This window comes from Bacillus sp. SRB_8 (assembly GCF_003264205.1).
GTDB lineage: Bacteria > Bacillota > Bacilli > Bacillales > Bacillaceae_G > Bacillus_A > Bacillus_A mycoides.
Genome location: NZ_NADT01000063.1, coordinates 56,034 through 68,825, shown reverse-complemented (window position 1 = coordinate 68,825; position 12,792 = coordinate 56,034). Strand labels below are relative to the sequence as shown.

Sequence of the window (12,792 nt, the reverse complement as noted above, 5' to 3'; positions counted from 1 at the left end):
TTAAGAATTCCTCTTCCTTTATTCTATGAAAAGAAAAGATGTGAAACGAATGAAAAAAGAGCAAGACAACCTACGTTCCAACGCTTTTACATACAAATTAATTTTGAGTATCATTGCATTCTTTCTTATTTTTATGTTTGCAATGGTGTTAGGCGCTGCAGATACTTCTATAAAAGACGTATGGTTAGCACTTACTTCCTCTGCTAAAGGAGATAAGCTATCCATCCTTCGTGAAATACGTTTACCACGTGAAGTTGCTGCTATTTTTGTAGGAGCTGGACTCGCTGTTTCTGGTGCAATTATGCAAGGATTAACGCGAAACCCACTTGCCGATCCTGGATTACTTGGCCTAACTGGTGGCGCAAATGCTGCACTTGCACTAACACTTGCCTTCAATCCTTCTATAAGCTATCTTTACTTAACACTAGCTTGCTTTATCGGTGCTGCAATTGGCGCTATTATGGTATTTGGAATTGGCATGGTGAAAAAGGGCGGACTTTCCCCTCTTCGAATTGTATTAGCTGGTGCTGCTGTTTCAGCATTTCTACTTGCAATCTCAGAAGGTGTTGGCATTTACTTTAAAATTTCACAAGATGTATCAATGTGGACGGCTGGGGGCGTAATTGGAACGAGTTGGAGCCAATTAAAAATTATTATTCCGGTTATTTCAATAAGTATATTTATCGCTATCTTACTTGCAAAGAAATTAACAGTTCTTAGTTTCAGTGAAGAAGTTGCTGTTGGACTCGGTCAAAAGATTATCGTCATTAAAACGATTTTATTTATCATTATTATCTTGCTTGCAGGTGCTTCTGTAGCGCTTGTCGGAAACATGGCATTTATCGGCTTAATGATACCTCATATGGTTCGTCCAATCGTTGGACCAGATTACCGTTTTGTTATACCGATGTCAGCGATCGCTGGTGCTTCCTTTATGCTGCTCGCAGATACAATCGGACGCACAATTAACGCTCCGTATGAAACACCAGTTGCTGCAATCGTCGCAATTGTAGGATTACCATTCTTCCTATTTATTGTACGTAAAGGAGGAAGATCTTTCTCATGATGCAATCTATTCTAAAGAAACAACGCCTTATCATACTTGCATTACTCATACTTACCATCACAACAATTGTAATTGGAATGGGGCTCGGTTCTGCCGCTCTCTCCTATGACAGATTAATCCCAACACTTATGGGACAAGGTTCATTTAAAGAAGAATTCGTTTTATATTCTTTAAGGCTACCTAGAATCGTCATTACATTATTAGCTGGTATGGCACTCGCTTTATCAGGTGCTGTATTACAAGGTATTACCCGAAACGATTTAGCTGAACCTGGTATTCTCGGCATTAACGCTGGTGCTGGTGTTGCAGTTGCTTTTTTCTTTCTATACTTCCCGATAGACGTAGGTTCATTCCTTTACCTACTACCAGTCGTTGGATTTATCGGTGCGTTTCTAACAGCTGTTCTAATTTATGTATTTTCATATAGCAAATCCACAGGCCTTCAGCCAATAAGATTAACATTAACCGGCATCGGTTTTTCCTTTGCACTATCTGGCGCGATGATTGTACTTATTTCATCTGCAGATCGTATGAAAGTAGACTTTATCGCTAAATGGATTGCCGGAAACATTTGGGGAGATGACTGGACATTTGTTTTAGCAATGCTTCCTTGGCTAATCGTATTAATCCCATTTGTTTTCTATAAGGCAAATAGATTAAATATACTAGCATTAAACGAGCCAGTAGCAATCGGTGTTGGAATTGAAATTGAAAAAGAACGAAGATACTTATTAATCGCAGCCGTTGCACTTGCTGCCGCTGCTGTTTCCGTAACAGGAGGCATTAGCTTTATCGGACTTATGGCTCCTCACATCGCCAAATCTTTAGTAGGTCCAAGGCATCAAATATTCATCCCTATCGCCGTTTTAATCGGCGGATGGTTATTACTACTAGCGGATACAATTGGACGAAATATCGTCGAACCTAGCGGTATTCCAGCTGGTATTGTCGTTGCTTTAATTGGTGCACCTTACTTTATGTATTTGTTGCTTAAGAAAGTGTAAGAAACACCCTCAAGATTTTTTCTTGAGGGTGTTTTCATTTCATTTTACTGCTGTCCATACCCTTCAAACTTCTTCGACAAATTCTCCATCTCGTCTTCTGGCAATAATTTTGGTTCCCCAACACTTTTCGTTTGGTAATAGATTTGAGCACAAAACTCAATTTCTTCTGCAATAGTAAACGCCATTTTTATATTATTCGCTCCGGCCATTAAACCATGGTTCGCAAGTAAAACTGCACGGCGATCAATCATGCCCTCGAAAGCTGCCTCTGCTAATTGCTTCGTACCAAATGTTTCATATGGTGCACAGCGTACATTCGGGCCTGCGAAAGCAATTAAATATGATACAGCAGGAAGTTCCCATCCTAATGATGCGATTGTCTTCGCATAAGGAGAATGTGTATGTACAAGCGCATTTATATCTTCACGATTTCTATAATAGATAAGGTGCATATCTAATTCGCTTGATGGTTTTCTCTCTCCTTCTATCACTTCACCATCTAAATTCAATATAACTACATCTTCAGGCGTCGTTTCATAATAATCTAGACCACTTGGGCTAATTGCAACAAGACCTTGTTCACGATTAAAAATACTAATATTACCGCCAGTCCCCTTTGTTAAACCACTAGAAATCATTTTCTTTCCGTACGCTACAACTTCTTCTCTTTCTTTTTGCAGTAACATATACATCCCCCTAGTAAGAAACTTATGATGACTATTTTTCTAAAAACTATCTACTTATTGAAATAGCTTTTTTAAATTCTCCATAAACGGTGCTCTCACAATCCCTTTTTCCGTAATAATCGCTGTTACATTTTCATATGGCGTGACATCAAATGCCGGATTGTATACTTTACTTTCTTTCGGAGCAGAATATTGTCCAAAACGATTGATCACTTCAGAAGCATCTCTTTCTTCAATTGGAATTTCTTTTCCTGTCGGTGTTTTCAAATCAATTGTCGGCGTTGGTGCTGCTACATAAAACGGAATGTTATAATATTTAGCCAAAATCGAAACACCTAATGTTCCAATTTTATTTGCTACATCCCCGTTTGCTGCTACACGATCACATCCAACGATTACTGCATCGATTTTCCCTTGTGACATGACCATTGCCGCCATATTATCTGTAATGACCGTTACATCAATTCCCGCTCGCTGTAGTTCTAATGCCGTTAACGTTGAACCTTGTAATCTAGGGCGTGTTTCATCGGAATAGATTTTTAAGTCCCATCCTTTTTCTTTCGCTAAGTACATTGGAGCTGTCGCAGTGCCATACTTAGTCGTTGCTAACGCACCTGCATTACAATGCGTTAATACCCCCATGCCATTATGGAATAATGTTAATGCATGTTCTCCAATTTGACGGTTAATTTCTTCATCTTCTCTATGAATCTCTTTTGCTTCTTCTAATAATCTATCTTTCAACTGCGCAATTAATAAGTGAGCATTCTCTTTCGCGACACTTTCCATTCTTTCAAGCGCCCAAAATAAATTTACTGCCGTCGGTCTTGATGTCGCTAAGTATGCACATACCTTTTTTACTTCCGCTATGAATTCTTCCACCGAACTTTCCGCAACTTCCTTTACTCCTAAATACACACCGTAGGCTGCTGAAACACCTATTGCCGGCGCTCCTCGTACTTTCATTACTTGAATCGCATCCCACACACCCTCAGCCGTTTTAAAAGATTCATAGACTACTTCGTTCGGTAATACCGTTTGATCCAATAACACTAAAGCATCATCTTTCCACTGAATTGGTATTAATTGCTCTGCCATCATCTTCTCCCCTTATTTCGCACTATGCATTGACTGTTTTTTTAACGTTTCTACAAAGCTACTACCTGTTTCATATTGATTCGCTTGTAAAATAAACTTCTTCGCTGTCTGAAGACAAATTCGCTCCGCTCTAGCACGCGCCTCTTCATTCTCAATACAAGTCATATCCTTTACCTTCGCTAGACCAACAATACGACGAATTAACTCAAGACCCGTCACTGCAGATGTATCCTCTAATACAGATTGTAAATAAACTCGGTTAAAGCCTTCTTCCTTCGCCATAATCTCTGTCACATGAATATCCCAAGCATCTAAAAACTTCTTCTTAAATAAATCAATTACATCTATCATGGTAGATTCTATCCAGTTCATATATGTATCTTTCTCAATACCAGATTGCATCACTGCATCTGCATTCACCCAAGCAAACATTAAATTCGCCATTATATTCCCAACGTCATATCCCATAGGTCCATAAAAAGCAAATTCAGGATCAATAACCTTTGTAGAATCACTTTTTACAAAAACAGAACCAGTATGTAAATCACCGTGAAGTAGCGCTTGTGCATTCGTCATAAACGAAAACTTAAGTTTTGCTACTTCCATACGAAGCTCTTTATCACTATAAATATGCTCCCTAATCCATCCTTCATTTAATTGAAACAATTCGTTGCGTTTATTATGGTTTGTGAATGGCTCTGAATATACGAGGTCCTCTGTAATCTCACATAACTCAGGATTTATATAATTCTTCACGAGTTCCTTCTTCTCTTTATGATTCATTACAACATCTGATGTTAATAGAAGAGTATTTACCATAAAAGTAGTTAAATCATCAGCAAGCCTCGGAAACATTTGATGATTTATGAGTGCTGTACGCAATATTGTGTGATCTGATAAATCTTCCATCACGCAACAATTCATCACACTATCAAACAAATATACATTTGGCACGAGTCCAGATGCTAACTCTCCTTCTAATCGCAAAACATCTGATTCTATACGGATTCGATTCGTCGACAACTTAAACTCATCTGAAATACGCGCTGTATCCCCAGCTTGCTTTACAATGACAGAAATGTTCTTCTGTTCATCCCAAACGCGGAACACATAATTTAAATTACCATCACCTATTTCTTTACACTTTAGCCCCTTTGCATGCTCGAACTTAGGTAATTTCTCTTGCACATATGCAATCACATCTTTAGCTTCCATTAAAAAATACTTCGTGAACTTAGACATGGTTTCCCCTCCACACTAAATGTAAACGTTTTCTAAAAGCCGTAAAAAATAATAGACTGAAACTTTTTCAATCTATACTATATCTTCACTATTGCAATACATATCTCGCTTTTATTATATCTTGTTAGAAATGAGCGTCAATGTTTCTATTTCTCATTGCAATATACTTCTTATTATATATATTTATGATGACAATAATTGTTCACAAAGATTCCGATACATTTTGTTTTATTTATTGCACAATTCTTTGTAAAATAGAAGTAAGCAGTTCCTTTTCAAATCCACAACTTCTAAGAAATATTTCCTTCCTAAGAATTTATACTTACACCATGTCTCTAACATACACACTACTCTTTCAAACACTCATTGAAAATTTATGACTTGAAAATTACCTTTTAATTCCCTAGTAGCCTTAATTGAGAATAAATATTAATTAAATTGGTATAAAGTTGGTTTATTCTCTTGACAAAATAACCACTTCTATATGATAATTAATATCGAATTAGAATTATTATAGTTAATTAAAAAATATATTTTATGAGCAAACTAATTTCCGATGCTCAAAACCAACCTTTAGGAGGAATTTTAATATGTTATTAATCGGCACAGAAGTAAAACCGTTTAAAGCTAATGCTTACCATAATGGAGAATTTATCCAAGTTACTGACGAAAGTTTAAAAGGAAAATGGAGCGTAGTTTGTTTCTACCCAGCAGACTTCACATTCGTTTGTCCAACTGAACTTGAAGACTTACAAAACCAATACGCAACTCTAAAAGACTTAGGCGTTGAAGTATACTCTGTATCTACAGACACTCACTTCACTCACAAAGCATGGCATGATAGCTCAGAAACTATCGGCAAAATCGAATACATTATGATTGGTGACCCAACTCGCACAATCACTACAAACTTCAACGTTTTAATGGAAGAAGAAGGTCTTGCTGCTCGTGGTACATTCATCATCGATCCAGACGGCGTTATCCAATCTATGGAAATCAATGCTGACGGTATCGGCCGTGACGCAAGCATCCTTGTTAACAAAATTAAAGCAGCTCAATACGTACGTAACAACCCAGGTGAAGTTTGCCCAGCTAAATGGCAAGAGGGTTCTGCAACACTTAAACCAAGCCTTGACCTTGTAGGCAAAATCTAAGGAGTTCGATCAAAATGATACTAGATGCAGATATAAAAACACAACTATCCCAATACCTTCAGTTAATGGAGAACGATATTTTACTTAAAGTAAGCGCAGGAGACGATAACGTATCTAAAGATATGTTATCTCTAGTAGATGAATTAGCTACTATGTCATCTAAGATTACAGTAGAAAAAGTTGAACTAGAGAGAACACCAAGCTTTAGCGTAAATCGCCCTGGTGAAGAAACTGGTGTCGTATTCGCTGGTATTCCATTAGGACACGAATTTACTTCATTAGTGTTAGCTTTACTACAAGTTAGTGGACGTGCTCCAAAAGTTGAACAAAAATTAATCGATCAAATCAAAAACATTCAAGGCGAATATCATTTTGAATCTTATATCAGCCTAAGTTGTCATAACTGTCCTGATGTTGTACAAGCTCTTAACGTAATGAGCGTTCTAAACTCTGGTATTACACATACTATGATTGATGGCGCTGCATTCAAAGAGGAAGTAGAAAGTAAAGACATCATGGCAGTACCAACTGTTTACCTAAATGGCGAATCTTTCGGAAGCGGTCGTATGACACTTGAAGAAATTTTAGCTAAAATGGGTAACGGTCCAGATGCATCAGAGCTTTCTGATAAAGATCCATACGATGTTCTTGTTGTTGGTGGCGGCCCAGCTGGTGCAAGTGCAGCAATTTATGCAGCACGTAAAGGCATCCGTACTGGTATCGTTGCTGAGCGCTTCGGTGGTCAAGTAATGGATACTATGGGTATTGAGAACTTCATCAGCGTAAAACGCACTGAAGGTCCTAAGCTAGTAGCAAGCCTTGAAGAGCACGTAAAAGAATACGACATCGATGTAATGAATCTACAACGTGCGAAACGTTTAGAGAAAAAAGAACTTATTGAAGTGGAACTTGAAAACGGCGCTATTCTGAAAAGTAAGAGCGTAATCGTTTCAACAGGTGCTCGCTGGCGTAATGTTGGCGTACCGGGTGAAGCTGAGTTCAAAAACAAAGGTGTAGCATACTGCCCACACTGTGACGGTCCATTATTCATCGGAAAAGATGTAGCGGTTATCGGCGGTGGTAACTCTGGTATTGAAGCAGCTATCGACTTAGCAGGTATTGTTAAGCACGTAACTGTTCTTGAATTCATGCCAGAATTAAAAGCTGATGCTGTATTACAAGAACGTCTTAACAGCTTACCAAACGTAACTGTTCTGAAAAACGTTCAAACGAAAGAAATCACTGGTACTGATAAAGTAAACGGTATTTCTTACATCGATCGTGAAACTGAAGAAGTACACCATGTTGAATTACAAGGTGTATTCGTTCAAATCGGTCTTGTGCCAAACACAGACTGGTTAGGCGAAACAGTTGAACGCGTTCGCGGTGAAATCGTAACAGACAAGCACGGCGCTACAAACGTACCAGGAGTGTTTGGTGCAGGTGACTGTACAAATAATCCGTACAAACAAATCATCATCTCTATGGGTTCAGGTGCGAATGCAGCTTTAGGTGCATTTGATTACTTAATCCGTAACTAATTATATAAACGTGAGTTTTAAAAAAGCAGGTGCCAAGGCACCTGCTTTTTTTATAATCCTAATGTATAAACTAAAAATCTCTCATTCCCATTCTTCTCATAAGCACCCGGTAATCTTATTTCCTTCTTCAATTCAAATGCAGTCTGATTCTCCAAGAAGAAAATATAATCTTCAGAAGGGTAGTATAAAATAATATCAATTTCTCTCTCCACCGCTTCTACTGAAAGCAAAATGTTATTCACTACGTTCATAAACACTTGTACAGAAAATGGATTGAAGAAATAAAACCGGTTATCACGTGGATCAATCTCATATTCCTGCGCTAAACAACATTCAAACCGAATTTTATCTTTACTGTTTCTCACTTTTCGCGCATAACGATCACGATTATCCATTGCTTCTTTATAAAACTCTTCATTCATTTCAATTCCAACCGCTAATGCATCGCACTTATGGTGCATGTAAAAATTCAATCTCCCTTTTCCGCACCCAAAGTCTACAATTCGATCGCTACTTGTTATTTCATATTGATTCAATAACTCATCTAATCCGCTATATGGCGTCGGTTCATAACGGTGATAATGCATAGACTTATTAAATCCTTTTTGCTCGCCGACAGTTTTTATATTTAATACAGCATCGTAATATTGTTCGTTCATTCGTTTGCTCCTATTAAGAAATATTACTATTATTATACACCACGTACTGAATGCTCATTTTTATCAAATTAATTGGTACGTGAAATTATATTATCGCGGAATCGAATATATCGACTTAACAACAAATTCCTACCAAAAAAACAGGAGCTTTCTAGCCCCTGTCTTCTAATACTTTCAATACAGTTTGTTTCAATATTTCTACTCCATCCATTATACAGCTATGATCAAACTTCATATACGGATGGTGTAATCCAGGTTGTAAGTTCGCCCCTAGTCCAAGCATGACAGCTTTTAAATGGGGTCTTTTCACTGTATAGTAATGGAAATCATCGCTTCCTGTCGTATACAGTGGTCCAGTACATCCCTCTTCCCCGTACACTTCAAGAATGCCTTTCCGCATGAAACGCTCAGCTTCTTCTGACACTTCAGCTCCTGGTGCGAGATCAATCCACTCATAAGAAAGTTTAGATCCCATTGATTCAGCTGACTGAATTACTTGCTCTATTTTTCGCTTCAATTCATCTAGTAATATGTTATTTTCTGCTCTTACATCTAAACTAAAGTGCCCGTTACCTGGAATAATATTTAGATTATCACCACCAGCTTGGCATCTCGTCATCTTAACAGAATAAGACGTCTGCGGCGGTAACCATATATTTTTCAATCCAATATTGATCATCGAAATGACATCAATTGCATTTATACCTTGATGTGGGCGTGCCCCGTGTGCATCATCTCCATGAATCATCCCTTCTAAAAATGCTGCAGCTCCGTGACGAATAGATGGGGCTGCTTGTTTCAAAGGCAGTTCTTCAATCGGCCTTAAATGAACACCAAATAAGAAATCAGCATCATCCACGGCGCCCTTCTCTACCATCTTTAAGGAACCATTTCCTTTTTCCTCTGCCGGCTGAAAAATAAATCTAACAGTACCACTATCCCATCTCATATTTTTCAATTGTAAAATAAGGCCCATCACAATTGTCATATGAGCATCGTGGCCGCACGAGTGATTCGCTTTAAATTCTCCGTCTACTTCTTGCCATAGTGCATCCATATCAGCACGAATCGCGATAACTGGATTCCCTCTTCCGATTTCAGCAATCACGCCAGGGCAATCATCAAATATTTTATATGAAATTCCTTCTTCTTTTAGAAAGTTAGTAATATAAGCTGTCGTTTCATATTCCTTCCAGCTTACTTCAGGGTTTTCATGTAAATGCTGAAAAATTTCAGTTAAACGCTCTTGTAGTTCTAATGTTTTCAAAGCTTCATTCTCCTTCCCCTAATTACAAACCATTCAGATTAATTATACTTATGAAAAACAGATGTTTTTATGAACATATTGAATTTTAAGAAAAAAGTCAATTGTTTATTTTTCAATACCGTTAATACCCGATTTCAACTCATCTTATAAAGATATCCATACAAATAGAAGATTCTATATTTTCTGTTTTTATATTGACGCTTACATCTATTTTTAGTTATTATAACTTAATAACGTCTATTTTGCGACAATTCTAAAAATACAAACATACATAATGAGGAGGCAGTTTATGAAAAGAGAAATACCTTTTGGCATAGCAATAATCCCTATTATCATTACAGTTGCAGTTATGATGGTTACAATTGTTGTATTAGAACAAAGCCCTCACGTCCCACTTATTATCGGTACAACCGTTGCTTCGATCGTCGCTTGGCGGTACGGTTACAAATGGAATGACATTGAAGAATCGATGTATAAAGGAATTCGCCTTGCATTACCCGCTATCGTTATCATTATTCTTGTAGGTTTAACGATCGGTGCTTGGATTGGCGGCGGAATCGTCGCTACTATGATTTATTACGGCTTAAAACTTTTAACTCCATCACTATTTTTAGTTTCAATTACAATTATTTGTTCTATCGTTGCATTAGCAATCGGTAGCTCTTGGTCTACAATGGGAACAATCGGTGTTGCTGGAATGGGAATTGGCCTAAGTATGGGAATCCCAGCTCCAATGGTTGCTGGCGCTATAATTTCCGGTTCTTATTTTGGCGATAAAATGTCACCGCTTTCAGACACGACAAACTTAGCAGCGGGATTAACAAATACAGATTTATTCACACATATTCGTCATATGTTATTTACTACAATTCCAGGTTTAATTATTACTCTTATCGTCTATGCTTTCTTAGGAAGAAGCTTCGGCGATAACAATATCGATGCAAAAAGCATCGATCAAACGTTACAAGTATTGCAACAAAACTTTGTTATTTCGCCTTTCCTATTAATTATACCCGTAGTCGTTATGGTATTGGTCGCTAAAAAAGTCCCTGCTATACCAGCTATTCTCGTAGGTGTTATTTTAGGATTCTTATCACAAGTCTTTATTCAAGGTGGCTCTGTCTCATCAGCTGTCGGTGCACTCCAAAGTGGATTTGTCATAGACACTGGAAACAAGCTAGTAGATGAACTATTTAACCGTGGTGGCTTAAGCTCTATGATGAATACAGTTTCTATGACAATTGTCGCTATGACTTTCGGCGGAGTACTAGAACATACTGGCATTCTTCGCTCAATTGTAAATCAAATTTTAAAATTAGCGACATCATCAAAAGGACTTATCGCTTCTACCATCGCATCTTGCTTTGCAACGAATCTTACTTGCTCTGAACAATATATTTCGATTGTTGTTCCTTCAAGAATGTATGCAAATGCGTACACAGAAAAAGGACTACATTCTAAAAATTTATCCAGAGCATTAGAAGATGGTGGAACATTAACTTCTGTTTTCGTACCTTGGAATACATGTGGTGTATTTATACTCGCAACACTTGGAGTCGGTGCATTCGAATATGCTCCTTATGCTATATTGAATTTCATCGTACCTATTATCTCAATCATTTATGGTATAACTGGCTTCACAATTACGAAGCTATCTGATATTGAAAAAGCAGACCTACTGAAAAAGCAAAAAGCACAACTAGAAGCTTAAAATTTTTGAAACGAATACAACGGTAAATTTAGCTCATATATTGCACGAGGGCGCCCTTGTTGATAGGGCATTTCCTCGCCGCAAATATTGGCATATCTGTAATCAACTAATTTCTTTAACAGCCTTTCCGTCGATCGCCGAGTCACTTGTAAGTACTCAGAAAGATCCGCCGCTGTAAATTTCAATGATGGATGCGATTGACTAAACTGAATGATTTTTGACAAGTTTGCAGGACTAAGCTTCGTTTCCTTCGCTATTTTCATTAATTCAGGATTATCGTTTTTTAAACTTTGTACTCTCTGTTCTTTCGGGAACGGACCAAATAATTCTTTATCACTTGTTAGTATATAAAAGCAGCTTTCTATCGGATTATTCTTTGCGAAACCTCGAGCGATTTTTGCATTTTGTTCCGCTTCATTTACTGTTTTTCCGTAACCAAATCCAATAGATACTGCGTCTTCTATATTCATAAATAAACGATCTATCGTATTTGTTTTTATACTCAATTCAATATCACCACGAGTTGTATACAAAATAAAAGTCATTTTATCAACTTGTTTAAATGAACCACGTAATTCTTTTGAAATTACATTTAATTGTTCAAGCGAGCTTTCTTGTAACTCTATAAAGGATATAATACAAGCACCAACAGTAGCTGAATGGCTTTTTGCTAACTCAGCTTTTATTTTTGCATCTTTTAACCCATGTATAATTGATTGCGTTGGATCTATCATACGCTCTGAAGGAATCCCTATTTTTTGAAGTTCATCGTAGACAGCGTGAATACTAGTTAAAGCTAAATCAGCCTCTCCAGATTGATATTTAGCTAAATGAAAATCAATGATTCTCTTAATTTCATCATTACTCCATAACATATTTTCATAATCCATCACTTGCGGCGTTTCTTGTAGACCGATGTCATGGAACACATTTGTAATAAACGAACGATCTACTAAATCAATTGAAATTTTATGAGGTTGAATACTTTGATGGTATATTATAGAAAGGAGTGAAGATGCGACAGTTGTCTCGTCTTGCTGCAAATATACACTTGGAATTGGTAATTGTTCTCTTATTTCTTTTGCCATATAATAAGGTAGGGCACCCGAGAAAAAGATAGCATCACAAGGTTTTAAACGCTTTAATAGTTCAGAAGATTCTGCCGGATGAAGGTAAATATATGGATCAATCTCTATTTCTTCTAGTTTATGAGCAATAGGTAAAAGATTCTCCATAAACTCTTTTGAACCGACAACTGCAATTTTTATCATCATTTTCTCTAACTCCTTATCATTAATTAACGACTATTTAACGTCAACTATATCAAATGTACAAAACCATTGTAAACAGGAAGGGGTCTTTAT

The 12,792-nt window shown here is 37.2% G+C and carries 11 protein-coding genes; 5 read left to right on the top strand and 6 right to left on the bottom strand.

Annotated features, from left to right (window positions below):
• Positions 1-25: 25 nt before the first annotated feature.
• Together B5P40_RS29755 and B5P40_RS29750 are read left to right on the top strand one after the other, a co-directional pair.
• Positions 26-1,066: a FecCD family ABC transporter permease gene (locus tag B5P40_RS29755; RefSeq protein ID WP_002029518.1), complete on the top strand. Its 1,041-nt coding sequence runs from the start codon at positions 26-28 to the stop codon at positions 1,064-1,066.
• Positions 1,063-2,070, top strand: a complete 1,008-nt coding sequence (locus tag B5P40_RS29750) for a FecCD family ABC transporter permease (protein ID WP_002191791.1) — start codon at positions 1,063-1,065, stop codon at positions 2,068-2,070. The genes B5P40_RS29755 and B5P40_RS29750 overlap by 4 nt, the downstream gene beginning before the upstream one ends.
• Positions 2,071-2,114: 44 nt before the next feature.
• Here B5P40_RS29750 and B5P40_RS29745 read toward each other — a convergent pair whose 3' ends face one another.
• The 3 genes from B5P40_RS29745 to mtnK are packed head-to-tail and all read right to left on the bottom strand — an operon-like array spanning position 2,115 to position 5,096.
• Complete coding sequence (locus B5P40_RS29745) at positions 2,115-2,756, bottom strand: L-fuculose-phosphate aldolase (RefSeq protein WP_002010177.1); 642 nt, start codon at positions 2,754-2,756, stop codon at positions 2,115-2,117.
• Between the two features lie 54 nt (positions 2,757-2,810).
• The gene (gene mtnA / locus B5P40_RS29740) at positions 2,811-3,854 is read right to left on the bottom strand and encodes an S-methyl-5-thioribose-1-phosphate isomerase (RefSeq protein ID WP_113710387.1); all 1,044 of its coding nucleotides are present in this window, start codon (positions 3,852-3,854) and stop codon (positions 2,811-2,813) included.
• A 12-nt stretch (positions 3,855-3,866) separates the two neighbouring features.
• A complete protein-coding gene (mtnK, locus tag B5P40_RS29735) occupies positions 3,867-5,096 on the bottom strand; it encodes an S-methyl-5-thioribose kinase (RefSeq protein WP_113710386.1) in 1,230 nt (409 codons plus the stop codon).
• A 590-nt stretch (positions 5,097-5,686) separates the two neighbouring features.
• Here mtnK and ahpC point away from each other — a divergent pair.
• On the top strand, positions 5,687-6,250 hold the full coding sequence (ahpC, locus tag B5P40_RS29730; protein WP_000924420.1) for an alkyl hydroperoxide reductase subunit C: 564 nt from the start codon (positions 5,687-5,689) through the stop codon (positions 6,248-6,250).
• A gap of 14 nt (positions 6,251-6,264) precedes the next feature.
• Positions 6,265-7,791 (top strand): alkyl hydroperoxide reductase subunit F, encoded by a 1,527-nt coding sequence (ahpF, locus tag B5P40_RS29725; RefSeq protein ID WP_002010172.1) that lies wholly within the window; start codon positions 6,265-6,267, stop codon positions 7,789-7,791.
• Positions 7,792-7,841: 50 nt separating this feature from the next.
• Here ahpF and B5P40_RS29720 read toward each other — a convergent pair whose 3' ends face one another.
• The gene (locus B5P40_RS29720) at positions 7,842-8,450 is read right to left on the bottom strand and encodes an SAM-dependent methyltransferase (RefSeq protein ID WP_002029511.1); all 609 of its coding nucleotides are present in this window, start codon (positions 8,448-8,450) and stop codon (positions 7,842-7,844) included.
• 151 nt (positions 8,451-8,601) lie between these two features.
• Positions 8,602-9,717 (bottom strand): M20 peptidase aminoacylase family protein, encoded by a 1,116-nt coding sequence (locus B5P40_RS29715; RefSeq protein WP_002124929.1) that lies wholly within the window; start codon positions 9,715-9,717, stop codon positions 8,602-8,604.
• 289 nt (positions 9,718-10,006) lie between these two features.
• Between B5P40_RS29715 and nhaC the strand changes: the two genes are divergently transcribed.
• Positions 10,007-11,428 carry a Na+/H+ antiporter NhaC gene (nhaC, locus tag B5P40_RS29710; RefSeq protein ID WP_002010164.1) on the top strand — a complete coding sequence of 474 codons (1,422 nt, stop codon included), beginning with the start codon at positions 10,007-10,009 and terminating at the stop codon, positions 11,426-11,428.
• Here nhaC and B5P40_RS29705 read toward each other — a convergent pair.
• Entirely contained in the window at positions 11,425-12,702 is a 1,278-nt protein-coding gene (locus B5P40_RS29705) for a transcriptional regulator (RefSeq protein WP_113710385.1), read from the bottom strand. The two genes, nhaC and B5P40_RS29705, sit on opposite strands and share 4 nt — an antisense overlap.
• Between the last annotated feature and the right edge of the window lie 90 nt (positions 12,703-12,792).